The sequence below is a fragment of the Oceanobacillus sp. FSL H7-0719 genome, assembly GCF_045040795.1.
Classification (GTDB): Bacteria; Bacillota; Bacilli; order Bacillales; family Amphibacillaceae; genus Oceanobacillus.
In genome coordinates, this window is sequence record NZ_CP150301.1 from 3,383,061 (window position 1) to 3,410,000 (window position 26,940).

Here is a 26,940-nt window from a genome sequence, read left to right on the forward strand (position 1 = left end):
TCAGACAATTTTACGTCTAATTCGTGCAGAAGCAAAGTCGATTACTGTAACAACAATAATAATTGCCAGTAAGATTGTTCCCATTTCGTTCCAGTTTCTGTTGTTGGAAGCGAAAATTATCATTGTACCAATACCACCTGCACCTACAATACCAAGGATTGAGGAGGCACGGATGTCCACTTCAAAACGATAGATTGCATAGGACAAAAATTCTGGTGTAATTTGTGGCAATACACCATAGAATAAAATTTGTATTTTATTTGCTCCACTTGCTTCCATCGCTTCGACGACGTTCATATCAATGGACTCAATAATTTCAGCAAACATTTTTCCAAGCATTCCAGTAGAACCGATTGCAATTGCCAGAACCCCGGCAAAAGCATTTGGACCGACAGCAACTACAAATAGAATAGCTAGGATGATGTCAGGAAATGCACGTACTGCCGACAAAATCCATTTTCCAATCGTTGAAGCGATCACACCGCCCATCATATTTCTTGCGGCTAAAAAGGCGAGAGGAACTGCAATAATTGCAGCCATTAACGATCCGGCAAAGGCAATAAGTATTGTTTCAAGCATGCTCATTGCTACCTCGCCGCTAGCACCCCAGTCAGGACTGAACAATCTTGGTATAACACGTTGAAAGTTATTTACAGCACGTTCAATTGCACGGCCCCAGTCAATATCAATGCTCATAAATGTCCATACATAAAGAATAATGACAAAGACAGCGATAATTATATTACGAATGAATTTAAATGCAGATCCTTTAGGTTTAGGAGGTAATGTATATTTTTCCATTAAATTAACGCCTCCCTGATTTTCGTGCTAATGTATTCTATAACGATTACAACAATAAAGATTAGAACAATAATCATCATTGCATTCGGGTAGTTATAGAATCCAAGCTGCTGGCTTAGTATTAAACCAATACCCCCAGCACCAACAAGTCCGAGGACTACAGAAGCACGAATATTAATCTCAAATACATAAAGAACGAGTGAAACAAATTGTGGGAGCACTTGAGGAATAAGTGCATACCAAATCATTTGAAATACGTTTGCTCCAGATGCTCGCATTGCTTCTAATGGATTCATATCAACAGATTCAATTGTTTCACTGATTAATTTCGCTAAAATTCCCAAAGAAAAAATAATGAGTGCGAGAATTCCCGGGAAAAGTCCAATTCCAAATAAACCAACAAAAATAACTGCAAGTACAAGGTCCGGAATCGTACGCAGGATATTTAAAAATGTACGTGTAATATAATATAAAGGTTTGAATGTAGTAACATTTTCAGCGGCTAAAAGTGCTAATGGCACGGTTAAAATAGCGGCCACCGTTGTAGCGATAATTGCCATTTGAATTGTTTCCACCATAGGTGCCCAAATTGCTGGTAAAACAGCTGTGTTTGGCGGAAAGAACTTAGCTATCACATCAAACATATTGCTGAGAGCTCCAGAAAATCCGCCAGCCATTTGAGACTGTGTCCAAATCATACTTGTAAGATAGATAGCGATCACAATAAAAAAGATTATTGTAACCTGAACTTTTGTTTTTACAGGATAAATTGCTGGGATATCCTGTTTCGTTAATGCTTTGTTTTGTTTAGTCACGATTCGTCCGCCCCCCCACGCAAGTCATCCTCACGTATCGAACGGCCATAGATTTCTTCGAATGTACTTTCATTTACTTCAGAGGCGGGTCCGTCAAATACGACTTCACCTGCACGCATGCCAATAATACGATCAGCGTACTCCATTGCCATATCAATAAAATGGAGGTTTACAATGGTGGTTATGTTATCTTCTTTGTTTATCTTTTTTAAGTATGTCATTACTTGGTGAGATGTAGGCGGGTCAAGGGATGCGACAGGCTCATCTGCAAGTATGTATTTTGGCTGCTGTGTCAGCACACGTGCGATGCTTACGCGTTGCTGCTGACCTCCACTTAATTCATCTGCACGATTATAGATCTTTTCCGAGATATTGACACGTTTCAAACTTTCATAAGCTAAACCAATATCTTCTTTTTTATAAGCATTAAAAACAGAGCGTATGGTACCAGTATGCCCAAGACGGCCAGCCAACACATTCTTAAGTACACTGGAGCGCTTTACTAAATTGTAATTTTGAAAAATCATCCCTGTTTTTGTGCGAAGTTTTCTCAGATTATTACCGTGATACTTAAGAATGTCCTCATTATCTACGAGAAGTTCTCCGGAAGTTGGAGTTACCAGTCGGTTTATGCTGCGGATAAAAGTAGACTTACCGGCACCTGATAATCCAACGATAACGACAAACTCGCCGTCATTTATAGTTACATTTACATTGTTAAGGCCTACTGTCCCATTAGGATATACAAGACTAATATCTTTAAACTGTATCATTATTTACCTCCATAAAGTAAAACTTCATTCTGGAAGAAACTTTGCCCTTCCTGAATGTTTATTGTGCCATTCTGTCACTGCTTGATGTTAAGGTATATCTAAAGACTGCTAAAAAGGGGAGTATATGCACTCCCCTTTTAATTAGGTTTCAATTATTACTGTTGTCTTTCGCTTCGGTCGTAATAATTTTAATTAAAGTTCAATATTGTCTTTGAACTTTTGGTACGTATCTTTTACAATCTGATATTCTTCGTCAGTTGCTTCGTCAATTTCATCCCAGTTGTAAACCTCGTTCATAATTTTAATCATTTCGTCATCTTCATTAAATGAAAGGAATGTATCTTTAATCTTTTGGACGAACTCATCATCAAGTTCTTTTGTTACTGAAATTGTATCGTTAGGAATTTCTTCTGTATAATCTAAAATCTTTAGGTCGTCCATTACTGATGGGTATTCTTTTTCTAGTTCTGTACGCACATCATCAAAAGTAGTTGCTACATCAGCATCACCTTCAAGAACAGCAATTGCTGAGTTATCATGACCACCTGTCTGAATTGTTCCCCCAAAGAAATTGCTTTCTAATTCTGCAGCTGTATCATAGTCGAATTCTTTCATAAGCTGGTTGGCGGGGAATAAGTATCCAGAAGTAGATCCTTGGTCACCATATGCCCAAATTTTACCTTCTAAATCTGCAAGACTTTCAATGCCAGAATCTTCACGTACAAGGTATTGTGCTTTATACGTGCCAGAGCCGTAGCGGATGGATTTTAGGATAACCTCTACATCATATTGTTCATTAGCAAGAACATAACCAAATGCTGGAATAAAACCGATATGTACCTGGTTAGAACCCATAGCTTCTACAAGAGCATTGTAGTTAGTCATTACATTACCCTGAACTTCAATTCCCAGTTCTTCACTTAGACGTTCTGCAAGTGGCTCAATTGTATCGGCGATTGTATCAGAGTCTTGTGATGGAACAAATCCCATAACAAGTGTCTCAGGGATTTCTCCCTCACTGCTGCCTGAGTCATTTGTCTCATCACCATTGCTTGTATTGGAATCCGAATCTCCAGAGCTTCCGCAAGCTGCAAGTACCAGAGCCAAGGCTAAGATAAGTAACAAGCTATAAATTTTCTTCATGATGAACCCCCCTATTTAATTTTAAATATTGCTTACATAATCATTTAATACTATTTTCTGAAAAAAATCTAGTCATTTTTAAATAGTTTACAATGAATTTATGTTTGGGAATATTCTGCCGTCTGGTATCTACATTAAATACCAATAATTTAACAGCGATATTCATGTTTCTTTTTACAGGAAAACGGTAATACACAGAATGAAGGAATGTACGCAAAAGAGGGCTTTATATTTTTTATTCATATAGATTAACGTGTTTTGGAGGAGTATGGAATGAATAATGAGGATGTAGTAGTTTATGTAAGCGATGAGAGCACTTATTGTAATAAAGTAATTCATTTAATGGAGGAGCATGACATTTCTTACAAAGTAAAAAATGTCTCAAAAGATAAAGAATATATGCGGGAGCTTCAAAGAAATGGAATTTATGGTACACCTGCTTTATTTATAAAAGGGCAAGAGCATTCAATACTTGGCTATCAAAGAAACCGGATTTTAAACGCATTAAATGTGAGACAAAATTAAAAGAGGATAACATAATTTTATTCAGGTGCATAAATTATAATAACAATTAGGATTTGTTGTATAAAGAGGTGTCTAAAATGGATAGAAGAGGTTATTACCGTCAAGAGCCATATACACATTGGCCAAACACAAACAATCCTGGTTTTTATCCGCAATCACCATATTCAGGGGAGTCACAGCATTTCCCGGTGAAACAGCCTACACCGTATGAACTCTATGCAAAACCAGAGCAGCCAATGGATTGGTTCCATTCTGGAAAACAAACTTCAAACCCAACAGAAGTCAATTCTTCATTCACAGATAACAACGGACAGATGGAGTTTGATAAATTATTATCCTCAATCAATCAAGTAGCAAGCACGTATCACCAGGTATCACCAATCGTAAAACAATTAAGTTCCTTAATAAGAATGTTTCGGCAATAAAGCTAGCTCCTCTTAAATAATATTTCATACAGACGATTAAACATACGTGAAGCATAAACAAAAATCAGGCAAAAGTATTTTAGAGACGGTATAATTATTATATGCAAATCAGATAATAATACGGAAAACGGTAAACAAATGAAAGAGGAGATTTACATGATTGGCTGTTTATTAATCCATGGCTATACTGGAGGACCATATGAAATAGAGCCTTTGGCTGAGTATTTAGATGAACATACAGATTGGCATATCGAACTTCCGACTTTGGCTGGACATGGGACAAAACTGCAATTAGAAAATACAACCTTTAAGGATTGGATTACTTCGGCTGAGGATACATTAAAAAAATTAACATTAAAATACAATAAAATTTATGTGATTGGCTTCTCGATGGGGGGCATGATTGCTGCCTATTTGACGGCAAAATATAATGTGGATAAACTTGTTTTACTTGCAACAGCAGGGAAATATCTCGATTTCAAACAAATTCGAGCTGATCTGCATGATGTGATTAAAGATAGCTTTAAAGGTGAACTTGATAATAATAAGCTTTATCTTCATTATAAAAATAAGCTTGGGCAAGTTCCGATTAAAGCAAATTTCGAGTTTATGAAGCTGATTAATTATACACGTCCATACTTAAAGGAAGTGGAAGCACCTGTGCTGATTGCGCATGGTCAGCTGGATGGAATGGTTCCTTATAAAACGGCATATTATCTTGATAAAGAGATTATTCATTCCGAGCATAAAGAGCTTGTCTTGCTGGACCGTTCCAAGCACTTGTTATGTCTCGGTGATGATAAGGATACAATCAATGCGATGGTGCATAATTTCCTTGAGAAAACTGGACCAGCAGAAAAACCTGTTCACGTTTGAACAGGTTTTTCTGTCACTTTAAACTGTAAGTTTGACGAAGTTCACTGATGCAGCAATTGATTTACTTATCAATCTTTAAAGAAGGCAATCACGATGGCGCCTTCTCCGCCGTGTGTTGCGATAATTGGTCCTGTATCACAAAGAAAGGTTTCTTTAAAGGGATACTTGTTCTTTATATCTTGCAACAAATTTTTAGCTTTGGATTCGCTATTACAATGTGACATAAAGAGTGCTTTATGCTCAAAGTTCTTTGCGTATTCACCAATCTGGTTGATAAAACGTGTGACAGCTTTTTTATTGCCGCGCACTTTCTCGGTTACCTCAATTGTTCCTTCTTCACTCGCACGCATTAACAGCTTAATATTCAATGTTTTGGCAATTTTTCCGGTTACCTTGGAAATTCTGCCACCGCGAACAAGATTATCCAATGTATTGAGGACAAATAAAGTCGCTGTATTTTCTATGCGTTCTTCGATATGTTGAACTAAATTCTCAAAAGTATAATTATCTTTAATCTTTTCGTTTAGTTCGTGGAGCAATAGTGCAATGGCGCCAGAGGCTGACTTTGTATTAATCACAGCGACTTTTCGGTCTGGTTCTTCTTCAAGAAGCATATCTTTCGCAAAGACTGCATTTGCATGTGTGCTGCTCAATTCCTTTGACATGTTAAGCATAATAATTGGCCGATCTGCGGGCACATTTTTATATGCTTTATAAAAATCATTCGGGCTTGGCGCAGAAGAAAGAGGCACCTCATTCAGTTCCTTTACTTTATGATGAAAAGATTCAAGACTTAGTGTCCTTCCTGTTTGGTACTCGCCATCACTAAAATGAAGGTAAAGTGGAACGATTTTAATATTCAGTTGTTCAATTAACTGCTGCGGAATATCTGCTCCGCCATCTGTCATGAGTTGAATTTGCATAATCTACCGACCGCCTGACATTAATTATTTTTCTTTTGGGAAATAGTCACACTCGTTTTTTTCGATGTACTAACAATAAATAAATATAAGCCAAAAATGACAATGGTGCCTCCAAGGAACTGTGACCAGGTAATTGCTTCATTCAGGAAAAAGTAAGCCAATATTGCGGCTCCTATAGGTTCGAATATCCCAGCCATTGAAACGGTTGTTGTACTCAGCCATCTTAAACTCCAGTTAAATAAAGAATGTCCCAGGAATGTCGGGACGATTGCTAGAGCAATGAACATCCACCACTGTGTTGAAGTATAGCCGATGAAAGAATGCTGTAAAGCTAAATTATATATTAATAAAGTCAGCGCTGCGACTCCATAAACGATAAACGTATAGCTCATAAGTGATAAGCTTTTTCTGGCAGATTGACCGATCAGGAAATAAACGGTAATTGCGACCGCTCCCAAAACAGCAAGAATATCACCGAATAATGCTGTTCCACTGAGCTGCATATCTCCCCAGCCAATAATGATGCTGCCAAATAAGGTAATCAGCATACTGATAATCGAGCCATAAGAAAACCTTTCCTGAAACAATAAGAATGTCCCTAGAAATGCGAATAAAGGCTGTATAGAGACAAATACCACAGAACTTGCTACAGAAGTAAAGTTTAATGACTCAAACCATAATATAAAATGGAGCGCAAGGAATACCCCAGCTAATATGGAAAAGAACCAGTTTCTTTTTGATATACTGCGGATTTCACTGCGGTAATTTAATAAAACCAATGGAGCCATAATAACAACAGCAATGAGCAAACGATAAAATGCAATGATTGCTGCTGGAGCACCTTCCGCAAATCTGACTAAGATTGCAGAAGTAGAAACAGCGAAGACTCCAATAAATAAAGCTGCTTTTGGATTAAATGCAGGAAGACGCATGCAAAAACTCCTTTAATTCGTACGTCTGTCATTTACACGATAAATTATAATATCTATTTATTTTATCATGAAGCAGTAAAAAGTTCATTAAGAAAGCTAATAATTCACAAACGTAAGTAGATAATAATGACAGTTGTGTGTTATTATTAAAAAAGCAGTAGTTTGAGGCCCCTAAATTAATTTAAGACAGGGAAGCCTTTTGGCAGATAAGAAATGATAAAGTCTTTCTTGTTGCATAAGTGCAGCTAAGGCATTAGTTTGTAAATGCTTATATAGTACTTTACCATGGATGAAACTTATGCAGGTAAGTTTAAACCTCTATATTTTCCTTGAATATTACTCTATATTTACCCCTATAAACAGACTATGAAGCATATAAATTCTTGCACTGGCCGCTTACTTTAACGAAAGCAGGGGTAAAAGTATAAGCGATTTTTCTGAAAAAAAGTATAGAAGCTTGAGGCCTCTTCAGCTAAATAAATTTCAATAAAGGAGTAGACTATTAGGTGACAAAATTTAACGAATTAAGCATTTCAGCCCCAATCATGAAAGCATTAGAAAAAATGGGGTTTGAAGAAGCAACACCGATTCAAACAGAAACGATTCCACTTGCACTAGCAGGTAATGATGTTATTGGACAAGCTCAAACAGGTACAGGGAAAACAGCTGCTTTCGGTATTCCAATGATCGAAAGAATTGATACCAAACAAAGAAAGGTGCAAGGTTTGGTTGTAGCACCCACAAGAGAACTGGCGATTCAGGTTGCCGAAGAAATTAATCGTATTGCAAAATTCCTGGGTATCCGCGCGCTTGCTATCTATGGTGGTCAGCAAATGGACAGACAAATTCGTGCATTAAAAGATGGCCCGCAAATTGTTGTGGCAACTCCAGGAAGATTGCTTGACCATATGCGCAGAAGAACCATTCGTACAGACCATGTGCAAACAGCAGTATTGGACGAAGCGGATGAAATGCTGAACATGGGCTTTATTGATGATATTCGCGATATTCTTAAAGGGATTCCAGAGGAGCGTCAAACATTGCTCTTCTCTGCAACGATGCCTAAGGAAATCCGTAACATTGCAACAACATTAATGAAAGATCCTAAAGAAGTAAAAATTAAAGCAAAAGAAATGACAGTTGAGAACATCGAACAGTATTTCATTGAAATTCCAGAGAAGTATAAATTCGATACGTTAAACAATCACGTTGACATTCATTCACCAGAACTTGCAATTGTATTTGCAAGAACGAAGAAACGTGTAGATGAGATAACAGAAGGCTTGCAAGCTAGAGGCTACCGTGCAGAAGGAATACATGGTGACCTGACACAAGGAAAACGTATGTCAGTTCTGAACAAATTTAAAAATGGCCGTGTAGATGTTCTAGTTGCAACTGATGTTGCGGCACGTGGATTAGACATTTCCGGTGTAACCCATGTTTATAACTTTGACATCCCACAAGATCCAGAAAGCTATGTACACCGTATCGGACGTACCGGCCGTGCTGGAAAAATGGGTGAAGCAATCTCATTTGTAACACCTAGAGAAATGGCGCATTTACATTTAATTGAAAAAACGACAAAAAGTAAAATGAAGCGTTTAGCACCACCAACGAATCAGGATGCAAAACGCGGCCAGCAGCAAGTGACAATTGAAAAAATCCAAAAGACAATCAATGAGAAGGATTTAAGCTCTTATCAGGAAGCTGCGAAGGATTTACTTGAGGATAATGATTCGATTAGCGTAGTTGCTGCGGCATTAAGTCTTCTAACGAAAGAAAGAAGAGACACACCAGTTCGTATTTCATCAGTGGCACCAATTAGTGTGAAAAAAGCTTTGAACTCTAAAGGCGGTCATCGTTCGAAAAACAAACGTTTCTATGGTGGACGCAATCAAGGCAATCGTAACCAAGGTGGCCGCAATCAAGGCGGACAACGCAATCGCAAAGGCAATTTCCAAAAACGCCGCAATCGTGACTAAGCATTAAAAGCGGCAGTGGCTGTATTTAGCAGATGAATAATTGGCAAGTAATGAATTGAAGTATAAATGGTTCCGTGCATCTTGAAGCAAAGATGCACGGAACCATTTTTTAATGAAACTTTCATGCTGAATAATCGTATGGAATATTGTCAGAATTATAGAAAGGGATGATGTAATGAGACAGCCGCCTAAACATTCAATAGATCCAAGAGCTTTAAAAGTATGGAAAATCAGTGCTGTGATATATATTACTATTTTTTGGATTTTAATCATTGCTGCGGCAATCCTCACCTATTTATTTGAATGGCCACATTGGATTGTAATTACAGCTGCAATTGTGAATCTGGCATTTAGCTATCTTTTTGTCTTTTTATTTCCAAAGCTGCGTTACAGACGCTGGCGTTATGAAATTTTTGAACAGGAAATCTATATACAGCATGGGATCTTCATTATGACGCGTACACTTATCCCGATGATACGCGTACAGCATGTTGATACAGAACAAGGTCCAATCATGAAAGCGCATCATGTAGCAAGTGTTTCTATCTCTACGGCTGCGACGGAACATTCTATCCCGGCTCTCTCAGAAGAGGACGCCTCAAACTTACGTGACCGGATTTCAGACTTGGCAAAGGTGGATGAAGATGATGTCTGATGCAAAACGTCTTCATCCAGCAACAATCATTTTGAATATATTCAAACCAATTAAAGAAATGTTCTTTTTAATTGTAATTACCTTTATAACTCTTGATTTTATTTATTTTCTTCTCTTTTTGCTTGCCTTTCTGCTTCTTAATATTTTATTTGCAGGCTTATCCTGGTATCGATTTATTTATTGGGTAACAGAGGATGCATTGCAAATGGAGTATGGGGTATTCAGGAGGACGAAACGAACAATTTCAAAGAATCGTATCCAATCGATTGATCTTACTGAAAATATTGTCCACCGCATATTTAAGCTTGTACGGGTGCAAATTGAGACTGCAAGCAGTGGCACTTCAGCCGAGGCTTCGCTCCCTGCTGTTAAACTTCAAGAGGGTGAAGCATTAAGAGCTGAATTAAAATATCGAAAGACAGTGGATGAATCAGCACAAGAAAATACGAAACATCAAGAAGATGAAGTGAAAAAAGAGATTACTTTTCAGCGTTTGCTATTAGCAGGGGTCACATCTGGAGGTATAGGTGTCATTTTAGGGATTATCGCTCTTGCTCTACAAGAAGTAGAAGATTTTATTCCAGATGGGATTTATGATGTTACAATCGAATGGTTTATATCTAGCAGTTTACTGACAATTCTTCTCTTGATTGTAGCAGTTCTGTTTCTTGTTTGGTTGTTAAGTATAGGATTAACCCTTATTCGTTATGGGAAATTCACAATTAAATTACAAGATGACGAGTTGTTGATTACACGAGGATTAATTGAGAAAAAGCAGCTTACTATTCCTTTGCATCGGATTCAAGCAATCGGGGTCGAGGAAAATATCTTCCGTCAGCCATTCGGGTATGCTTCTATTGTAGCAGAACTTGCAGGTGGGTCATCAGGGGGCGGTGAGGAAACTTCAACTGTATTATTCCCATTGCTGACTAAAAATGAAATACCGGCATTTCTTGAGCAGTTTATACCAGGTTTCAGCTGGCGGCCGGAACAAATAACTTGGACTAAGCCACCAAAATCAGCATTGAAATATTATATCTTTCGTTCCGGAATTTTCTTTTTCATTGTCAGTTTAACTGTGTTCTTTCTGCTTCCTGCGTATACTTGGGTTGCTTTAATGCTCCTCGCTTTAATGTTGCTTAGAGGCTGGATGAGCTACCGTGATGCAGGGTTTTATATAGACGGCAAGCGGCTTTTTCTTCGATATCGTGTATTAAAACGTGTAACCGTCTTGTTGTACAATAAACGTGTTCAGGCTTTTGAGAAAAAGCAACATGTTTTTCAAAGAAAGGATAATCTAGCCTCTATGCGGTTATCGATAATCAGCAATGCAGGAGGGAAGCATTATCACATCAAAGACCTTGAGGAAGAAAAAGTGCATAGCTTAAGTGATTTATATTTTCACGAATAGAGTTAAATAAGCAGGAGGGCGTGCTGCCTATCCTGCTTATCTTAATAAAAGGCAATTAAATAAACCGGCTAAATAAACCAATTAATGCCAGTACGCCAATTAAAATCCAGAGCCAATTATCCTTAAGCTTCTTTGGGATAATTCTTTTTTTATTCCAGCGATTGGGATCAAATTGAATTTCTCCATGATTGTCTGGATAGCTTCGTCGGTATGCCTGCCAGGGGTTATAGACCCTTACATTTTGCAAGACGATTGGCGCGAGTATAAAGCCTCCGGCAAAACCAGCTAGATGGGCGACAATATTAATACTCGAGCCTACAAAGGACATGAGCACGCCAATAATAAAAATAGTCATAATCATTTGTGAGCTATTTTGATCAATCAAATTCTTTCTGAATAGGACCATGAAAATATAGATTCCAAATAACCCATAAACTGCCCCAGAAGCACCGAGATGTGTGTAATCTAGGGGTTCAAGGAAAAATGTGCCGATATTGCCGATAATCCCTGCTCCAAGGTAAGCGAAGATAAATTTGCCTTTACCAAGCATTTGCTCAAGTGCTGGTCCAAATAAGACAAGGGCAAAAGAGTTGAATAATGCATGCATTAAATCACCATGGAGAAAAATAGGAGTGACTAACCGCCAATACTCCCCTAAAGACACGAGTAAATTATAGCCAACCCCAAATACATAGATCTCCTGGCCGATTGACAGCTGGAGTAAATCGATGATAACCCATAGTGCGAGGTGGATGATGACTAATGTTGATACTACGGGATACAATTTCATAAACTCCTTAATACTTCTTTCATTACGCATAAACAATTTACAGGTTCCCCCTAAAAGTAATGTTCAAAAGTAAATCAGACCTTTCGAACAAACACTAAAATATATTTCATTTCAGAACTAAATTCAGTTACTATTAATATAATAAGTAATTTTAAGTGATATGACCATTGAAAAGTATAATTATCTTATGATGAGAGGTTTATTTAATGATAAAAGGAATTGGAATCGATATTATCGAGCTGGAGCGCATTAAGCAAAGCATCAAAAAGAGCGAACGTTTAGCTGATCGGGTACTTACAAAAAGAGAGAAAAAGCGTTATCTTGAACTTCCAAATGAAAGAAGAAAAGTCGAATTTCTTGCAGGTCGTTTCGCAGCAAAAGAGGCTTGCGCGAAAGCGTTGGGTACTGGAATTGGCGCGTTGAGTTTTCAACATATTGAAATTTTAAATGAAGCTAGCGGTGCACCGAAGCTGCAGGTGAGCGGCCATGAAAGTGATTACTTTCTCCTTTCTATCAGCCACAGTCAGGAATATGCAGTAGCACAAGTTCTCATTCAAGAAGGATAAGCTGAACTGTAATCTGCATAATCGTGATGGTTGTCTCATAGAATTTTAATGCGGGCAGGAGGGAACGAAATGTTTATTGTCACCGCAAAGGAAATATACGATATGTAACATGATACGATGAAGGAAATAGGATAAAGCGGCAAGCTGTTAATGAGAAATGCGGAGAGAGCAGTATTTCAGAGAATCGCTGCTTTTATGAAAGGATCCGATTTAATCGCAATAATAAATGGAGCAGGTAATAATAGTGGAGATCGTTTTATAATCGCAAGGCATCTTTTGATTATGTTTATAATGGTCAGGCAGTACAAGTTGTTCCAAATGAAAAAGTGACAGAAGATGTAAACTATCGCTGCTTGTTTTTCACAAAAACGATGACTTTATTATCAAACAAAACACATCATAGCTGTTGCGCTTCAAATAAAACAATACCGTCGTGAAAAACTGATTCAACGGTCTTCTAGTTGGTGGCGGTGCTGCAATGGCAGGGTCCATTTGCTTACAAGGGCAGAAGATGCAGGACTAGTAACGGGGCCTGAGCATAGTGACAGTTGCTGCCTTGAAAGATTTCATGCCGGCTATTGCAGCACATAGTCTGCAAGCAATGTTTCAGCTTCGGGGATTTGAAGGGCAATTGTCAGATGATAAAACAGTTAGCTTTTGATACCTTCAATGCCGTAGCAGCTTGTGTTGCAATGGGCAAAAACGAACAAGCTTGCCATTTAATAAATTAAGTATTGCAGGGTGCAGCTGGCTAAATCACTTGAGCGATTTAAAAGAAGGAAAAAGACCCATAGTTATTACACTACATGCCGGTGACATGGCAAGGATGCTCAATATTACAACTGATGGACTTTCACTATTCTGAGGAAATCGTCAGCGCTTTCCAGGGATATGCAATAATTAAAGGCAAGTATACAGTTATTGCGCGTTCTGATTATTTGCAAGCAGCAGATTCAACTGGGAACCTTGTAGTGAAAAGTCATACTGTTTATGCTCCCGCAGCTAAAGATGTTATTTCCGGAATTTCTGATGTATATCGTATGCTTTCCGTATAATGGTGATAATGTTCCCTTTGTTAATTGAGACAAGGGAGATATGTCTATGAAGAAACGCTACCTTAGCTTTTTACTCATCATGTTCGGTTGTATTGCTTTCCTTGCAGCATGTGGAGAGAAATCCCAGGAAGATGTAAAGGAAAAGCTGACAGAAACAATGGAGAAGCTTGAAGGGTATAAAGCCGAAGCGGAAATGACAATGAATACAGGTCAAGAGGAACAACGTTTTAATATCGATGTATGGCACCAAAAGGATAATTTCTATCGTGTTAAACTTGGAGATGAAAATGGGAACAAAGAGAGTCAAATTATCTTGAAAAATGAGGATGGTGTCTATGTCTTAACACCAGCTCTGGAAAAAAGTTTTCAGTTTCAGACGGAATGGCCAGACAATGGCAGTCAGCCATATTTATATCAGTCGCTTGTAAAGGATGTACTTGATGATGGAGAGGCAACCTTTGAATCGACGGAAGATCATTATGTATTCAAAACAAAAACAAATTATCACAGTAACAATAGTCTTCCTTACCAGCAAATTCTCTTTGATAAAAAGACTTATACACCAATTGCAGTTCGTGTATTAGATAAAGATGATCAAGCATTGGTTGAGGTACAATTTACATCTTTTGAACTAAATACAGAATTTGCTGCAGATGACTTTGCAATGGAGAAAAATATGGAGAACTTAGGTGACGCTCCAACGATGGCGGAAAATACAGAACAAGAAGATGCTTTTTCGGTTTTTTATCCATTATATACTGCTGGTGCCGAAGCGATTGGCAAGAAAGAAGTTAGCCTTGAAGATGGCAAACGGATTATTTTAACCTACGAAGGGGATAAAAACTTTACGCTTATTCAAGAAAAGAGGCTTGCTGCCCCAACATTGCAGGCGCCAAAAGCAGTGGAAGGTGAAGTTGTAAACCTTGGTTTCGCTGTAGGAGCTCTATCTGACGAAATGATTGAATGGAGCCTGAATGGAGTAGAATATAAGCTCGCCAGTGACTCACTCACAAAAGAGGAAATGATTGAAGTTGCCCAGTCCATCCAGGGACAGGAAATTAAATAACACATGTCCACCATCCAGCCCCCTTAAGATAAATACAGATAACTGTACTTTATCTTAAGGGAATATTTTTGTATGATTTCACAGTTGAAAAATGCAGAAGAAAATCTGCATTGGCAGGGAGCAGTCTGAATACCTCGAGCCCCTCAGGGAATAAAAAAATGATAATCATACTGGGTGTGCAGTACGAATAGGGACTCATGAACTGTATGTGAAGAAGAGGCAGGTATTCGAATTACGGACCTCCATTAGAACACCTAAAAAACCAAAAAATCACTTCCGATCATATGAATTTCCTTAAAAACGACAAAATTATCGATTTATTTTTAGAAAATCCCAAAACCCCTTTGCAAATGGGCACATTCAATGATACTATAAGATAGAAATTATAATATTTATCGTTCATCAGTTGGCGGAGGTGCATCATTTTGTCAGAGGGTTTGCAGGAAGTTATGGTGAAATTACCAAAAAACCTACTAAATGAGGTGGATGGGTTAATGAAGTATGATAATAGTGATTTAAGCGATTTTATATGTCAGGCAACAAAAAACTATTTGCAGCATAAAAAAGACGAGCATATTCAGCAATTTATGGAAACAATGCAACGTGGTTATGAAGAAATGGGTCGCATCAATCTTAACATAGCTTCAGAAGCTTTTCAGGCTGAAGAGGAGGCTGAAAACACCTTAGAGCGTACTGTGATCGGGGTGTAATATTTTGATCGTGCAAAGAGGCGAAGTATACTTCGCTGACTTATCTCCTGTAGTTGGTTCTGAACAGGGAGGTGTTCGTCCGGTATTAATTATTCAAAATGATATCGGAAATCGTTTTAGTCCCACGGTTATTGTAGCAGCAATCACTGCGCAAATCCAAAAGGCTAAGCTGCCGACCCATGTTGAAATCGACGCCAAAAAGTATGGTTTTGATCGAAATTCTGTTATTTTGTTAGAACAGATCCGAACATTGGATAAGCAGCGACTTACAGACCGTATTACAAAATTAGATCAAGAAATGATGAAAAAAATAAATCATGCAATTGAAATAAGTTTAGGGCTAAAAGATATGTATGATCATTAAAAAATACCTATCAAACGTTTGTTTGAAGGTATTTTTTTGTTGGCTGAAATAGGCGGCCAAGACTTTAATCAATTTATATTCTATGGTAAGATTCAGAAAGAATTATCTCCAGACTTTTCTAATTCTTTATATAGAATAAGACATTTTATCGGGGTAATTAGTAGTGTTTATTGCTAGTTTATGTGGTATTGCTTGCAGGAAGCGTCAAGGTATGAAATAGTTTTATATAGAAAAATTTAATAGAACGTGGAGGTAAAGTTATGAATACAAGGTTCAAGCGTATTGTAGTAGATAACAGTGATAAAATTGTTCAAATGTGGATGGAAAAACTTGTCGAATTAAAAGAGAAAAATGGAACAATTAAAATCGCGGATGAACTTTATGAGAATACGAATCGTGAATTTGTAAATGTCATCTTCAAGAGTATCCAAAATCAGGGGTCAACGGACGAAGTGGAAGCATTCTCTGAGAAGGTTGTTAAATTAGGATGGCCATTAAGCTATATTACAGATGGGCTTCAAATCTTTAGACGTGTCACTGTTGATTACATACTAAATACCTCAGATGAACTTATTGATACGAACTATATTTCTAACGTGCTAAGCAGTGTTGATGATTGGGTGGAGCCAATTATTAGCCAGCTTGTTAATGAATATTCAGGAAGCTGGGAGCAAATTGTTTCCTTACAGCGCATTGCGCTGCAAGAATTATCTGCGCCGCTTATTCCGGTTATGGACGGGATTACGATTATGCCGTTAATTGGCACAATTGATACAGAGCGCGCAAAACTCATTATGGAAAACTTATTACAAGGAACAATTAACCATAATTCAGAGGTTGTTCTTATTGATATTACTGGGGTACCTGTGGTGGATACGATGGTTGCTCATCATATTATTCAAGCTGCAGAAGCAGTTCATCTTATTGGAGCGAAATGTATCCTTGTAGGGATACGTCCTGAAATTGCCCAAACAATTGTTAATTTGGGAATTGATCTAAGTGACTTCTCGACGAAGAGCTCCTTAAGGAAAGGATTTACTTCAGCATTAGAGATTACAGATCGTAAAATTGTGCCATTGGAAGGTAAAGACCGCGAAGAACAAATTCGAAGCATTATCGATTCTGTAAGAGGAGAGTGAGACTGTTGCGGATACCTATTTTAAAGTTAAATAATTATTTGCTGATTTCTATACAAACAGAGATTGATGATCATACAGCAATTCAATTCCAAGAAGATTTATTGGATGAAATATATAAAACAGGCTCGTCAGGAGTTGTAATTGATTTAACTTCTGTAGAAATTATCGACTCATTTATTGCGAAAGTATTAGGTGATGTCGTAACTATGTCAGGTCTAATGGGGGCGAAGGTAGTTTTAACTGGGATTCAACCTGCAGTTGCAATGACGCTGATTGATCTCGGCATTCATATGAAGAGTGTGCCAACAGCTTTAGATCTTGAACAGGGTCTTATAAAACTCCACAAGGAATTGGGGGTATAATAATGGAACCTCAGTCCTGTGTGAACATTCAAAGGGAGTGGGATATTGTTGGTGCTCGTCAGCTTGGTCGAGAAATGGCTAAAGAAATTGGATTTAGCACGGTTGATCAAGCGAGGATTGCTACAGCAATTTCCGAACTCGCACGTAACATCTATTTATATGCTAAAGAAGGCAAAATTTGTTATGAAATTATTAGAACAGCAGAGAATAAAACAGGGCTGTGCTTAGTTGCGGAAGATGAAGGCCCAGGGATATCGGATATAGGTCAAGTGATGCAAGATGGCTATACAACTTCAGGCGGTCTTGGTGCAGGATTACCGGGAGTGAAAAGGCTAATGGATGAATTTGAATTAACATCTGATATTGGAACAGGAACAAAAATAAAGACAATCAAATGGGTGAGATAAAGCTTGCTCTATAGTGCAGTATAAAACATGGAGTGTGTGCTTTCGGCTTGCACTCCATTATTTTTCTATATAAGTGTTATTAAGGTTATCACCAAAAAGGTTTTTTAGGAACAGTTTTCAGGAAAAGCTGGGTTACATTTTAAATTCATTGTAACTTGGGAGGAGTATAATGGAGAAATTTATTAGACAAAATGCGGAAGAATATAAAAAATTACTAGCAACATATCTAGAGTCTCAAGATGAACAATCATTATATGGAGTAGAACTAGTTAGCAAGAGATTCATAAAATATAACATTTTGCCAGAAGAGATTATTAATCTCCATATTAAGGCTTTAAAGGAATTATACCCTGATTTATTTGTAGACTTCGAACACTCAATGGATTTTCTGTTAGAAGCAATGATTACATACGGACTTTCCCATCAAGAAATTCAAAATCTCAGGGAAGAGCAAACGGCTCTTAAGTCTGAAATCTCCATTGCTGCAGAGATGCAGGAAACATTATTACGAACAGAAAAGCCAGAAATTGAAGGGTTAGATATTGGAGTGTTAAGTGTGCCGGCGCACCAAATGAATGGAGATTATTATCATTTCATCAAAAATAATGATGGCAGTTTAGGGATAGCAATGGCTGATGTGATTGGAAAAGGCATACCGGCAGCGCTATGTATGTCCATGATTAAATATTCTATGGATAGTTTTCCAGAGGGATCTATGAGCCCGCATGCAATTTTGCGGAATTTAAATCGTGTTGTAGAGAGAAATATTGATTCAAACATGTTTATCACAATGATTTATGCGCAGTATGCACCAAAGACATGTAAACTTACTTTCTCCTCAGCAGGTCATGAGCCAGGCTTCTACTATAATGCCAGTGAAGATCGATTTACGGAAATAACTGCAAAAGGACTTGTACTTGGTGTTTCGAAAGATGTCGATTATGAAGAGCGAGAGCTGGAAATTAATGAAAATGATTTGGTTATTTTCCTGACAGATGGTGTGACTGAGTGCCGTGATGGAGAACGATTCATTGAATTAAATGAAGTGTTGGATGTAATTAGGAAATATGTAGATTTACCTGCACAAGAAATGGTGAATCAAGTATATAAATACTTTGAGAGATTACAAGACTTTCAATTAAGAGATGATTTCAGTTTGTTAATATTGAGGAAAGTTAAAAAAACGGATTGACAGAAAGCCTTTGGTGGCAAGCTTAATTGCATTTATGTAACGAGACTAATAATATATTTTCTTAAATCCAGAAAAAGTGGTTTGAGCAAGGATTAAAACGGGTAAAAAATGCAATATCGATTAAATTTCATTTGACTACGTGGATCACACGTAGTTTAAGATAGGGGGAGCATTGTGAATTTAGAAATAAATCGTTCGGAAGATAGAAAGGGAGCTATTCTTAGCTTGTCTGGTGAAATTGATGCTTATACCGCACCACAGCTAAAAGAATCATTCGGTACGTTATTAGGACAAGAAGACCAAACGATTATTGTGGATATGGAAAAGGTCACCTATATGGACAGTACAGGTTTAGGGGTATTCATAAGTGCTCTAAAATCAGCAAAAGAAAAAAATAAACAACTAAAGTTAGTTAATATACAGGAACGTGTGTATCGATTATTTCAAATCACCGGGTTGGATGAAATTATGGATTTAAAGGCAGTGATTAGAGGTGAAAGAGGATAATGGAAAAATTTGATTTTATTGAAATGACAATCCCGGCAAAAGCAGATTACATAGGTGTGATTCGCTTAAGTCTGTCAGGAATTGCGAATCGCATGGGTTTTTCCTATGAAAGTATTGAAGATTTAAAGGTTGCTGTTTCTGAGGCAATCACAAACGCTGTTACTCATGCCTATAATGAGGAAAATAAGGGAGAAATCACACTCGGTTTTGGCATATATGAAGATCGTTTAGAAATCATGGTAGCTGATCGTGGTGTTAGCTTTAATTTGAATGAGGTACGAAAAAAAGTAGGCCCATATAAAAGCACAGAATCTGTTGAGGATCTGCGGGAAGGTGGGTTTGGACTCTTTTTAATCAATGCGTTAATGGATAAAGTTGAAATCCACGACAATCAAGGAATCATAATCATGATGACAAAATATATAAAAGAAACTGGGGTGGGGCTAGATGACGACCAAGTCTCAACCACATTATAAAGGAAGAGATGAGGTTTACCAATGGATTAAATTTCTGCAAGAAAACCCAACTGATGAAGAGACTCAGGAAAAAATTGTACTTCGTTATAAGGACCTTGTGGGATCAATTGCTAGAAAATATTCTCGAAACAATATGATCTATGAAGATTTAGTCCAGGTAGGCATGATCGGTTTACTCGCAGCAGTAAGAAGATATGATGAATCGTTTGGCAAATCCTTTGAGTCTTTTGCTATTCCAACGATTATCGGAGAAATTAAACGTTTTTTACGTGATAAAACATGGAGTGTCCATGTACCGAGAAGAATAAAGGAATTAGGCCCTAGAATAAAAAAAGCAGTAGACGAATTAACAAGAATTAACCAAAATTCACCAACTGTCCAGGAAATAGCAGATTACCTTGATGCTTCTGAGGAAGAAATACTGGAAACGATGGAGATGGGTAAAAGTTATAAAGCTTTGTCAGTTGATCGTAAAGTCGAAGCTGATTCTGAAGGAAGTACAGTCGCAATCTTAGATTTGGTAGGCAATGAAGATAGTGGCTATACAAATATTGACCAACAAATGATTTTAGAAAAAGTGCTGCCAATTTTATCTGAGCGGGAACAGCTAATTTTGAAGTATACCTATTTTGAGAATAAAAGTCAGAAGGAGACAGGAGAAATTCTGGGAATTTCTCAAATGCATGTTTCCAGATTACTAAGAAAGTCGCTATTAAAGCTAAGAGAAGCGATTAAATCGGAACAATCTGAGGTGTTGGATTAAAATGGGGGAAGAAAAAGTCCATGTGTCTGTTTATCAGGAGGCAAAAAAAGGGAATGCTTTCTGTGGAGATAGCTATTTCTATGTGGAAACAGATCATCATTTTATTTGTGCGTTAGCGGACGGTTTAGGCAGTGGTGAATATGCTATGGAATCATCCCAAGCCGTAATAAATATTATTAAGGAAAATAATGATGTCAGTGTAGAGGAGCTTGTACATAAAGCGAATCAAATCCTTGCAGGTAAGCGTGGTGTAGTGCTGGGGATATTGCGAATTGATTTTAATTCGGAAGTGTATTCTTTCTCTTCGATTGGCAATATCGGTATTATGACCGTGACAAAGGATAGGAAAAAGGTGCGCAACATACCTAACACTGGATATTTAGCGGGATATAAACGTCCGATTAAAGTAGTGAATTATAAACTGCAAAAAGGCATGAATTTCATTATGTTTTCGGATGGAGTTCTGGATAAAGAGCTATCTCAGTGCTTTTTTATTAATACAGACGTGAAAAGCATAACGACAACCTATGAACAGACAACAGATAAAAACCGACAGGATGATACAACACTTATTGCTATGCGTTATGAATGATAAATAAAGTATGGAAAGAAGTAATGATAAAACTGGCACATTTGTGTCAGTTTTTTTAGTGTAAAATGAAATTATGAAAAAGTCCTGTACTTTGATAAAATAAAGTAATGAGCAAAGGAGGAAGCACTGTGGCAACAAATGAAGATAATGATTTATTAAAACTAGTTTCTAAGGAAACCAATATTAGTGAAAATATAATTAAAAAAGTGATTGCGTTATTTGATGAAGGAAATACTGTGCCGTTTATCGCGCGTTATAGAAAAGAAGCGACTGGTGGACTTGATGAGGTAGATATCAAGTTAATCCAGGATAAATGGGAATATGCTCTTAATTTATCGCAAAGAAAAGAAGAAGTTTTACGTATTATCACGGAACAAGGAAAAATGACGGAAGAACTTGAAAAAGAAATTAAAGCCGCATCCCAATTACAAAGAGTGGAGGATTTGTATCGCCCATATAAACAAAAGCGCAGAACTCGTGCGACGAAAGCGAAAGAAAAAGGGTTAGAACCTTTAGCGCAACTTGTTTGGGATCAGAATGAAATTGCTTTACATAAAGAAGCGGAGAAATACTTGTCTGAAGAACATGCGCTTAACACAATCGAAGAAGTCCTTGAAGGTGTAAATGATATTATTGCTGAATGGATTTCAGATAATCCGGAATATCGGGAATCTATCCGAGAAGAAACATTTAAACACGGAAAAATCCTTTCTGAAGCGAAAGCAAAAGAGCTGGATGAGAAAAAGGTCTACGAAATGTATTATGAATATGATGAACAGGTACGCTCTCTTGTTTCACATCGCATATTAGCTCTAAATCGCGGGGAAAAGGAAGATGTTTTAAAAGTTACGATTGAGCCGCCAGTAGATAGGCTTATTCGCTATCTTGAACGAAAAGTGATGAAAAGGTCTGCTGCTGGTGATATCCGAGCATTGCTGGAAGCAGCAATAGAGGATAGCTATAAACGTCTTATACAGCCGTCTGTTGAAAGGGAAGTAAGGAATAGCTTAACAGAAAAAGCCGAACAACAGGCGATTGACGTTTTTGCAGTGAACCTAAAAAATCTACTTTTGCAGCCACCGTTAAAAGGCCGGACGATTTTAGGGGTGGACCCTGCTTTTAGAACAGGGTGTAAGCTTGCTTTAGTAGATGAAACTGGAAAAGTGCACGGTGTTTCTGTTATGTTTCCGACGGCACCGAAATCAGATTATAAAGGTTCAGAAAAAATTGTGTTAGAGTTTGTTAATAAATATAATGTTGAACTAATCGCGATTGGGAATGGCACGGCTTCTCGTGAGACAGAATTGTTTATTTCCGAGGTAATTCAAAATAATAATTTAAAAATACCATATATTATTGTAAACGAAGCTGGAGCAAGTGTATATTCAGCATCTGAACTGGCACGGGAAGAATTTCCTGACTTACAAGTAGAGGAAAGAAGTGCAGCCTCCATTGCTAGACGTGTGCAGGATCCTCTTGCGGAGTTAGTGAAAATAGACCCGAAATCAATCGGTGTTGGACAGTATCAGCATGATGTCAGCCAAAAGTCCTTGACAGAATCACTGTCATTTGTTGTGGAAACAGCTGTTAACCAGGTTGGTGTTAATGTGAATACCGCTTCAACATCCTTGTTGCAATATGTTTCTGGTTTAAGTAAAACTGTTGCGAATAATATTGTGAAGCAGCGCAATGAGGAAGGGAAATTTACGAATCGTAAGCAGCTTAAAAAAATCCCGCGCCTCGGAGCAAAGACTTATGAACAGGCAATTGGCTTCTTGCGGATAATTGATGGAGATCATCCACTTGACCGTACACCAATCCATCCGGAGAGCTATAAAAAAACGGAAGAGCTGCTCAAGCTGATTGGTTATCGTTTACAAGATACCGGTACAGAAGCGGTTAGAGAAAAATTTGCATCGATTGATAAGAAGCAGGTTGCAGAAGAACTGGAAATTGGGGAACCAACTTTGATTGATATAATTGAAGCGTTAAGCAGACCGGAAAGGGATCCGCGGGACGATTTTCCACAACCATTATTAAAGAGCAATGTATTATCTTTAGGAGATTTAAAGCCAGGCATGGAAATGCAAGGAACAGTCCGTAATGTTGTTGACTTTGGTGTCTTTGTAGATATTGGAGTGAAACAAGATGGACTTGTGCATATTTCAAAAATGGCAGATAAATTCGTAAAGCACCCAATGGACATTGCTTCCGTTGGTGATGTGGTCACGGTTTGGGTTGATAGTATTGATGAAGAGAAAGGCAGAATTGCTCTTTCGATGATACAAAAGTAAAAAACTGCCGGAGTTTATAAGACTCCGGCAGTTTTTTTTACTTTATATCGATTAGTTATCAAGATCAGTTGCAGCTTCAACTTCGCTCAATGAAATTCCAAGAGCTTTTGCTATACCTTCACCATATGCTGGATCAGCTTTGTAGCAGTTGTTGATATGACGCAATTGAACATCTTTAGAAGTACCTTGCATTGCGCGAGCAGTATTTTCAAACAGTCTTTGTTGTGCTTCTGGTGATTGAAGACGGAATAGCTTACCTGGTTGCTCATAGTACATGCTGTCATCTTCATCGAAATCCCAGTAGTTTGCATCGCCGCCAAGCTCTAATGCTGGCTCTTGATGCTCCTTGCTGTCTTCCCACTCACCGTAGCTGTTCGGGCTGTATGAAACGTGTCCGCCTTGGTAAGGCATGATGCGCATTGCACCATCACGATGATATGGGTGGAAGTTCTTCACATTCTTTGGATAGTTAACTGGAATTTGCCAGTGGTTAACACCTAGACGGTAGCGCTGTGTGTCACCGTAAGAGAATAATCTTCCTTGAAGCATTTTATCTGGTGAGAAACCAATACCAGGTACAATGTTTGTTGGAGCAAATGCTGCTTGCTCAACTTCTTCAAAATAGTTTTGCGGGTTACGGTTAAGCTCTAATTCACCAACTTCAATAAGTGGGAATTCATCCTTATACCAGACTTTAGTTAAGTCAAATGGGTTGTAAGGCATGTTTTTAGCTTGTTCGTCAGTCATTACTTGGATATACATTTTCCATTTTGGATTTTCACCGCGTTCGATTGCTTCGCGTAAATCTCTAGTATGGCTGTCTAGATCACGACTGTGAATCTCTCCAGCTTCTTGGTCAGTTAGGTTTTCAATGCCTTGCTCTGTATAGAAGTGGAATTTAACCCATGTGCGTTCGTTGTCAGCGTTAAACATACTGTACGTATGGCTTCCGAATAGGTTCATATGTCTAAGCGTCTTAGGAATTCCGCGGTCAGACATGATAATTGAAACTTGATGCAATGCTTCTGGCAGGCTTGTCCAGAAATCCCAGTTTGCTTGCGGGTTATGCATATTTGTTACAGGGTCTTTCTTAACTACGTGGTTCAAGTCAGGGAAACGCTTAGGATCTCTAAAGAAGAATACAGGTGTATTGTTACCAACAAGGTCCCAGTTACCTTCTTCTGTATAGAATTTCATTGCAGTTCCGCGAATATCACGATCCGCATCCCCAGCACCACGTTCACCAGCAACGGTAGAAAAACGCAGGAACATATCTGTCTTTTTACCAACTTCTGAGAAAACTTTTGCTTTTGTATATTTCGTGATGTCATTTGTAATTGTTAATGTACCATAAGCACCTGCACCTTTAGCATGCATACGACGCTCGGGGATTACTTCTCTATCAAAGTGTGCCAGTTTCTCTAAAAACCAGAAGTCTTCCATTAATAGAGGACCACGAGGACCAGCTGTTTTTGAATCGTCATCATTCGGTACTGGAGCACCGAATGCGGTAGTCATTTTCATTTTATTCTTATTTTCCATTACTCTTATTCCTCCCTGTGTTATAAAATACAATTATTATAATAACACAATCATTAGCAGATTACTATCAATATTGCTTGATATATTTTAGAATAATTACCTTAACAGCAAGTTTGTGCGGAAGAATCCTTGTTTATTATTTTTTGTGTTTTAATGATAAAATAATAAGATCAGAACAATTAAGATGATATAAATTATCTTAATTTTATCAATTAGGTTATTTAATTGAGAATATAGAGGGGAATGAGTATGCGATTGTATTGCGTTATTTAATATGCATATAGTGAATTTATACTAGAGTAGTTTTAAAGAGTCAAAAAAACAGCTTGAAATATTAATAGGCATCAAAAACATAAAAAGAAAGAAATGCTGTAAATAGTTGAACAAAGTTTACTATTCCTAAAACTATTTTGATGTAAACAAAATATGTTACTATTATATGAAGAATAAAGTAAGGGAAGTATGTTATAAATGGATGATTTGTCCTTGGAGCAATTAGTGAACAGTATATCATTAGAGTTTTTTAATAAACCATTCATTGATTATGTTACGTTTAATTCAAGATTAAGAACAACCGGTGGAAGATACATTCCATCAAAAAGAAAAATTGAATTAAATCCTAAATATCTATTGGAGATGGATATCGAAGAGTTTCACGGCATAATTAAACATGAACTTTGTCATTATCATCTTCACATTACTGGTAAAGGCTATAAACATGGAGATGCGGATTTTAAGGAATTATTAAAGAAAACAGACTCTCCTCGTTATTGTCGTCCGCTGCCCTCAGAAGCGGCTGCTTTTAAATTTCAGTACAATTGTGAAGTTTGTGGAATGGTATATAGAAGAAAGCGACGAGTAGATTTAAAGAAATATAGATGCGGAAAATGTAAAGGGAAGTTAAATCCTATATAATGAAGGAGAAAAATATATTAATTAAATGTAAATAATGTCGTTGACGAAATTAAAAAACCATGATAAATTATATAAGCTAACAAATTTCCTCTTGTTGCCCCAAACATATTTGGTTTTACTATTTTTAAAAATGTGTTGACAATAGATGGGAAATGAGATATTATATTTCTCGTTGGCATAATTTTGTTAATTAGAATATTCCACAGTAGCTCAGTGGTAGAGCAATCGGCTGTTAACCGATCGGTCGTAGGTTCGAATCCTACCTGTGGAGCCACTACGGAGAAGTACTCAAGCGGCTGAAGAGGCGCCCCTGCTAAGGGTGTAGGTCGGTTCTGCCGGCGCGAGGGTTCAAATCCCTCCTTCTCCGCCATTTACATAATGGCCCGTTGGTCAAGCGGTTAAGACACCGCCCTTTCACGGCGGTAACACGGGTTCGAATCCCGTACGGGTCATCAGATTTTTATATAAGAGTTTTAGGTCCGGTAGTTCAGTTGGTTAGAATGCCTGCCTGTCACGCAGGAGGTCGCGGGTTCGAGTCCCGTCCGGACCGCCACTATTAATTGGGCTATAGCCAAGCGGTAAGGCAACGGGTTTTGGTCCCGTCATTCCCCAGGTTCGAATCCTGGTAGCCCAGCCACTTTCTTTATAAACTATGTATTGGTTATGTTCTTGACTATCATTAACGGTGCTTAAATAGAGAAAGATGGAATGGTAATTATACTATTTATGTGAATAGTATTTTTTTATTCTTATTTATAGGGAATGCATGATTTTCTTGCGGTCGTGGCGGAATGGCAGACGCGCTAGGTTGAGGGCCTAGTGGGAGTTAATCCCGTGGAGGTTCAAGTCCTCTCGACCGCACTCTTATATGAAACAAGTTTGCGCCCGTAGCTCAATTGGATAGAGCGCTTGACTACGGATCAAGAGGTTAGGGGTTCG

30 protein-coding genes and 7 tRNA genes (1 of these 37 cut by a window edge) are annotated in these 26,940 nt (G+C 37.8%); 29 read left to right on the forward strand and 8 right to left on the reverse strand.

Annotated features, from left to right (window positions below):
• The 4 genes from phnE (NST93_RS17285) to NST93_RS17300 form a co-directional block, all read right to left on the reverse strand.
• Entirely contained in the window at positions 1–801 is an 801-nt protein-coding gene (gene phnE / locus NST93_RS17285; protein WP_405099204.1) for a phosphonate ABC transporter, permease protein PhnE, read from the reverse strand.
• A complete protein-coding gene (gene phnE / locus NST93_RS17290) occupies positions 801–1,619 on the reverse strand; it encodes a phosphonate ABC transporter, permease protein PhnE (protein WP_405103937.1) in 819 nt (272 codons plus the stop codon). Before phnE (NST93_RS17290) ends, phnE (NST93_RS17285) begins: the two co-directional genes overlap by 1 nt.
• Entirely contained in the window at positions 1,613–2,389 is a 777-nt protein-coding gene (gene phnC / locus NST93_RS17295; RefSeq protein ID WP_405099206.1) for a phosphonate ABC transporter ATP-binding protein, read from the reverse strand. The genes phnE (NST93_RS17290) and phnC overlap by 7 nt, the downstream gene beginning before the upstream one ends.
• A 192-nt stretch (positions 2,390–2,581) precedes the next feature.
• Positions 2,582–3,532: a phosphate/phosphite/phosphonate ABC transporter substrate-binding protein gene (locus NST93_RS17300; protein ID WP_405099208.1), complete on the reverse strand. Its 951-nt coding sequence runs from the start codon at positions 3,530–3,532 to the stop codon at positions 2,582–2,584.
• A 273-nt stretch (positions 3,533–3,805) separates the two neighbouring features.
• On the opposite strand from NST93_RS17300, the gene NST93_RS17305 reads away from it, so the two are divergent.
• From NST93_RS17305 to NST93_RS17315, 3 genes are all read left to right on the forward strand, one after another.
• On the forward strand, positions 3,806–4,057 hold the full coding sequence (locus NST93_RS17305) for a glutaredoxin family protein (RefSeq protein WP_405099209.1): 252 nt from the start codon (positions 3,806–3,808) through the stop codon (positions 4,055–4,057).
• A 77-nt stretch (positions 4,058–4,134) separates the two neighbouring features.
• Positions 4,135–4,482 carry a YppG family protein gene (locus tag NST93_RS17310; protein ID WP_405099211.1) on the forward strand — a complete coding sequence of 116 codons (348 nt, stop codon included), beginning with the start codon at positions 4,135–4,137 and terminating at the stop codon, positions 4,480–4,482.
• 156 nt (positions 4,483–4,638) lie between these two features.
• Complete coding sequence (locus NST93_RS17315; protein ID WP_405099213.1) at positions 4,639–5,358, forward strand: alpha/beta hydrolase; 720 nt, start codon at positions 4,639–4,641, stop codon at positions 5,356–5,358.
• A gap of 68 nt (positions 5,359–5,426) precedes the next feature.
• Here the strand turns inward: NST93_RS17315 and NST93_RS17320 are convergent, their stop codons facing one another.
• A complete protein-coding gene (locus tag NST93_RS17320) occupies positions 5,427–6,281 on the reverse strand; it encodes a DegV family protein (RefSeq protein WP_405099215.1) in 855 nt (284 codons plus the stop codon).
• Between the two features lie 20 nt (positions 6,282–6,301).
• The gene (locus tag NST93_RS17325) at positions 6,302–7,213 is read right to left on the reverse strand and encodes a DMT family transporter (RefSeq protein ID WP_405099217.1); all 912 of its coding nucleotides are present in this window, start codon (positions 7,211–7,213) and stop codon (positions 6,302–6,304) included.
• A 506-nt stretch (positions 7,214–7,719) separates the two neighbouring features.
• Here NST93_RS17325 and NST93_RS17330 point away from each other — a divergent pair.
• From NST93_RS17330 to NST93_RS17340, 3 genes are all read left to right on the forward strand, one after another.
• Entirely contained in the window at positions 7,720–9,195 is a 1,476-nt protein-coding gene (locus NST93_RS17330; RefSeq protein ID WP_405099219.1) for a DEAD/DEAH box helicase, read from the forward strand.
• Between the two features lie 175 nt (positions 9,196–9,370).
• Positions 9,371–9,850 carry a PH domain-containing protein gene (locus NST93_RS17335; protein WP_405099221.1) on the forward strand — a complete coding sequence of 160 codons (480 nt, stop codon included), beginning with the start codon at positions 9,371–9,373 and terminating at the stop codon, positions 9,848–9,850.
• Positions 9,843–11,261 carry a PH domain-containing protein gene (locus NST93_RS17340; protein ID WP_405099223.1) on the forward strand — a complete coding sequence of 473 codons (1,419 nt, stop codon included), beginning with the start codon at positions 9,843–9,845 and terminating at the stop codon, positions 11,259–11,261. Before NST93_RS17335 ends, NST93_RS17340 begins: the two co-directional genes overlap by 8 nt.
• Positions 11,262–11,316: 55 nt before the next feature.
• Here NST93_RS17340 and NST93_RS17345 read toward each other — a convergent pair whose 3' ends face one another.
• A complete protein-coding gene (locus NST93_RS17345; RefSeq protein ID WP_405099225.1) occupies positions 11,317–12,087 on the reverse strand; it encodes a rhomboid family intramembrane serine protease in 771 nt (256 codons plus the stop codon).
• 170 nt (positions 12,088–12,257) lie between these two features.
• Between NST93_RS17345 and acpS the strand changes: the two genes are divergently transcribed.
• The 15 genes from acpS to NST93_RS17420 all read left to right on the forward strand — a co-directional run bounded on the left by acpS (position 12,258) and on the right by NST93_RS17420 (position 23,544).
• Positions 12,258–12,617 (forward strand): holo-ACP synthase, encoded by a 360-nt coding sequence (acpS, locus tag NST93_RS17350; protein ID WP_405099227.1) that lies wholly within the window; start codon positions 12,258–12,260, stop codon positions 12,615–12,617.
• A gap of 150 nt (positions 12,618–12,767) precedes the next feature.
• Positions 12,768–12,947: an NAD(P)H-hydrate epimerase gene (locus NST93_RS17355; RefSeq protein WP_405099229.1), complete on the forward strand. Its 180-nt coding sequence runs from the start codon at positions 12,768–12,770 to the stop codon at positions 12,945–12,947.
• Between the two features lie 515 nt (positions 12,948–13,462).
• The gene (locus NST93_RS17360; RefSeq protein WP_405099231.1) at positions 13,463–13,672 is read left to right on the forward strand and encodes a hypothetical protein; all 210 of its coding nucleotides are present in this window, start codon (positions 13,463–13,465) and stop codon (positions 13,670–13,672) included.
• A 46-nt stretch (positions 13,673–13,718) separates the two neighbouring features.
• Positions 13,719–14,738 (forward strand): LolA family protein, encoded by a 1,020-nt coding sequence (locus NST93_RS17365; protein WP_405099233.1) that lies wholly within the window; start codon positions 13,719–13,721, stop codon positions 14,736–14,738.
• 425 nt (positions 14,739–15,163) lie between these two features.
• The gene (locus NST93_RS17370; protein ID WP_405099235.1) at positions 15,164–15,448 is read left to right on the forward strand and encodes a CopG family ribbon-helix-helix protein; all 285 of its coding nucleotides are present in this window, start codon (positions 15,164–15,166) and stop codon (positions 15,446–15,448) included.
• A gap of 4 nt (positions 15,449–15,452) precedes the next feature.
• Positions 15,453–15,812 carry a type II toxin-antitoxin system PemK/MazF family toxin gene (locus NST93_RS17375; RefSeq protein ID WP_405099237.1) on the forward strand — a complete coding sequence of 120 codons (360 nt, stop codon included), beginning with the start codon at positions 15,453–15,455 and terminating at the stop codon, positions 15,810–15,812.
• 260 nt (positions 15,813–16,072) lie between these two features.
• Positions 16,073–16,951 carry an RsbT co-antagonist protein RsbRA gene (locus tag NST93_RS17380; RefSeq protein ID WP_405099239.1) on the forward strand — a complete coding sequence of 293 codons (879 nt, stop codon included), beginning with the start codon at positions 16,073–16,075 and terminating at the stop codon, positions 16,949–16,951.
• Between the two features lie 5 nt (positions 16,952–16,956).
• Positions 16,957–17,313: an STAS domain-containing protein gene (locus tag NST93_RS17385; RefSeq protein WP_405099241.1), complete on the forward strand. Its 357-nt coding sequence runs from the start codon at positions 16,957–16,959 to the stop codon at positions 17,311–17,313.
• A 2-nt stretch (positions 17,314–17,315) separates the two neighbouring features.
• Positions 17,316–17,720 carry an anti-sigma regulatory factor gene (locus NST93_RS17390; protein ID WP_405099243.1) on the forward strand — a complete coding sequence of 135 codons (405 nt, stop codon included), beginning with the start codon at positions 17,316–17,318 and terminating at the stop codon, positions 17,718–17,720.
• Positions 17,721–17,889: 169 nt separating this feature from the next.
• A complete protein-coding gene (locus NST93_RS17395; RefSeq protein ID WP_405099245.1) occupies positions 17,890–18,912 on the forward strand; it encodes a PP2C family protein-serine/threonine phosphatase in 1,023 nt (340 codons plus the stop codon).
• 174 nt (positions 18,913–19,086) lie between these two features.
• Complete coding sequence (locus NST93_RS17400) at positions 19,087–19,419, forward strand: STAS domain-containing protein (RefSeq protein WP_405099247.1); 333 nt, start codon at positions 19,087–19,089, stop codon at positions 19,417–19,419.
• Positions 19,419–19,895, forward strand: coding sequence for an anti-sigma B factor RsbW (rsbW, locus tag NST93_RS17405; RefSeq protein ID WP_405099249.1), 477 nt, complete (start codon positions 19,419–19,421; stop codon positions 19,893–19,895). The genes NST93_RS17400 and rsbW overlap by 1 nt, the downstream gene beginning before the upstream one ends.
• Complete coding sequence (sigB, locus tag NST93_RS17410) at positions 19,867–20,658, forward strand: RNA polymerase sigma factor SigB (protein ID WP_405099251.1); 792 nt, start codon at positions 19,867–19,869, stop codon at positions 20,656–20,658. Before rsbW ends, sigB begins: the two co-directional genes overlap by 29 nt.
• 1 nt (position 20,659) lies before the next feature.
• Positions 20,660–21,250 (forward strand): SpoIIE family protein phosphatase, encoded by a 591-nt coding sequence (locus NST93_RS17415; protein WP_405099253.1) that lies wholly within the window; start codon positions 20,660–20,662, stop codon positions 21,248–21,250.
• A 107-nt stretch (positions 21,251–21,357) separates the two neighbouring features.
• The gene (locus tag NST93_RS17420) at positions 21,358–23,544 is read left to right on the forward strand and encodes a Tex family protein (protein WP_405099255.1); all 2,187 of its coding nucleotides are present in this window, start codon (positions 21,358–21,360) and stop codon (positions 23,542–23,544) included.
• A gap of 51 nt (positions 23,545–23,595) precedes the next feature.
• Here the strand turns inward: NST93_RS17420 and NST93_RS17425 are convergent, their stop codons facing one another.
• Positions 23,596–25,086 (reverse strand): catalase, encoded by a 1,491-nt coding sequence (locus NST93_RS17425; protein WP_405099257.1) that lies wholly within the window; start codon positions 25,084–25,086, stop codon positions 23,596–23,598.
• 471 nt (positions 25,087–25,557) lie between these two features.
• Here NST93_RS17425 and NST93_RS17430 point away from each other — a divergent pair, with 471 nt between their 5' ends.
• From NST93_RS17430 to NST93_RS17465, 8 genes are all read left to right on the forward strand, one after another.
• On the forward strand, positions 25,558–26,001 hold the full coding sequence (locus tag NST93_RS17430) for a SprT family protein (protein ID WP_405099259.1): 444 nt from the start codon (positions 25,558–25,560) through the stop codon (positions 25,999–26,001).
• 199 nt (positions 26,002–26,200) lie between these two features.
• A tRNA-Asn gene (locus NST93_RS17435) sits at positions 26,201–26,275 on the forward strand.
• A 4-nt stretch (positions 26,276–26,279) separates the two neighbouring features.
• Positions 26,280–26,371: transfer RNA gene (locus tag NST93_RS17440), tRNA-Ser, on the forward strand.
• Between the two features lie 10 nt (positions 26,372–26,381).
• Positions 26,382–26,453, forward strand: a tRNA-Glu gene (locus NST93_RS17445).
• Between the two features lie 24 nt (positions 26,454–26,477).
• Positions 26,478–26,554: transfer RNA gene (locus NST93_RS17450), tRNA-Asp, on the forward strand.
• Positions 26,555–26,562: 8 nt separating this feature from the next.
• A tRNA-Gln gene (locus NST93_RS17455) sits at positions 26,563–26,638 on the forward strand.
• A gap of 140 nt (positions 26,639–26,778) precedes the next feature.
• Positions 26,779–26,862 (forward strand) — tRNA-Leu (locus NST93_RS17460).
• Positions 26,863–26,882: 20 nt separating this feature from the next.
• Positions 26,883–26,940 (forward strand) — tRNA-Arg (locus NST93_RS17465); it runs 16 nt beyond the window's last position.

Excerpts from the sequence above, each read along its gene's own strand:
- phnE (WP_405099204.1), bottom strand. The coding sequence starts at position 801 with ATGGAAAAATATACATTACCTCCTAAACCTAAAGGATCTGCATTTAAA.
- phnC (WP_405099206.1), bottom strand. The coding sequence starts at position 2,389 with ATGATACAGTTTAAAGATATTAGTCTTGTATATCCTAATGGGACAGTA.
- NST93_RS17300 (WP_405099208.1), bottom strand. The coding sequence starts at position 3,532 with ATGAAGAAAATTTATAGCTTGTTACTTATCTTAGCCTTGGCTCTGGTA.
- NST93_RS17305 (WP_405099209.1), top strand. The coding sequence starts at position 3,806 with ATGAATAATGAGGATGTAGTAGTTTATGTAAGCGATGAGAGCACTTAT.
- NST93_RS17310 (WP_405099211.1), top strand. The coding sequence starts at position 4,135 with ATGGATAGAAGAGGTTATTACCGTCAAGAGCCATATACACATTGGCCA.
- NST93_RS17315 (WP_405099213.1), top strand. The coding sequence starts at position 4,639 with ATGATTGGCTGTTTATTAATCCATGGCTATACTGGAGGACCATATGAA.
- NST93_RS17320 (WP_405099215.1), bottom strand. The coding sequence starts at position 6,281 with ATGCAAATTCAACTCATGACAGATGGCGGAGCAGATATTCCGCAGCAG.
- NST93_RS17325 (WP_405099217.1), bottom strand. The coding sequence starts at position 7,213 with ATGCGTCTTCCTGCATTTAATCCAAAAGCAGCTTTATTTATTGGAGTC.
- NST93_RS17335 (WP_405099221.1), top strand. The coding sequence starts at position 9,371 with ATGAGACAGCCGCCTAAACATTCAATAGATCCAAGAGCTTTAAAAGTA.
- NST93_RS17340 (WP_405099223.1), top strand. The coding sequence starts at position 9,843 with ATGTCTGATGCAAAACGTCTTCATCCAGCAACAATCATTTTGAATATA.
- acpS (WP_405099227.1), top strand. The coding sequence starts at position 12,258 with ATGATAAAAGGAATTGGAATCGATATTATCGAGCTGGAGCGCATTAAG.
- NST93_RS17355 (WP_405099229.1), top strand. The coding sequence starts at position 12,768 with ATGAGAAATGCGGAGAGAGCAGTATTTCAGAGAATCGCTGCTTTTATG.
- NST93_RS17360 (WP_405099231.1), top strand. The coding sequence starts at position 13,463 with ATGGACTTTCACTATTCTGAGGAAATCGTCAGCGCTTTCCAGGGATAT.
- NST93_RS17365 (WP_405099233.1), top strand. The coding sequence starts at position 13,719 with ATGAAGAAACGCTACCTTAGCTTTTTACTCATCATGTTCGGTTGTATT.
- NST93_RS17380 (WP_405099239.1), top strand. The coding sequence starts at position 16,073 with ATGAATACAAGGTTCAAGCGTATTGTAGTAGATAACAGTGATAAAATT.
- NST93_RS17390 (WP_405099243.1), top strand. The coding sequence starts at position 17,316 with ATGGAACCTCAGTCCTGTGTGAACATTCAAAGGGAGTGGGATATTGTT.
- NST93_RS17395 (WP_405099245.1), top strand. The coding sequence starts at position 17,890 with ATGGAGAAATTTATTAGACAAAATGCGGAAGAATATAAAAAATTACTA.
- rsbW (WP_405099249.1), top strand. The coding sequence starts at position 19,419 with ATGGAAAAATTTGATTTTATTGAAATGACAATCCCGGCAAAAGCAGAT.
- sigB (WP_405099251.1), top strand. The coding sequence starts at position 19,867 with ATGACGACCAAGTCTCAACCACATTATAAAGGAAGAGATGAGGTTTAC.
- NST93_RS17415 (WP_405099253.1), top strand. The coding sequence starts at position 20,660 with ATGGGGGAAGAAAAAGTCCATGTGTCTGTTTATCAGGAGGCAAAAAAA.
- NST93_RS17420 (WP_405099255.1), top strand. The coding sequence starts at position 21,358 with ATGAGCAAAGGAGGAAGCACTGTGGCAACAAATGAAGATAATGATTTA.
- NST93_RS17425 (WP_405099257.1), bottom strand. The coding sequence starts at position 25,086 with ATGGAAAATAAGAATAAAATGAAAATGACTACCGCATTCGGTGCTCCA.
- NST93_RS17430 (WP_405099259.1), top strand. The coding sequence starts at position 25,558 with ATGGATGATTTGTCCTTGGAGCAATTAGTGAACAGTATATCATTAGAG.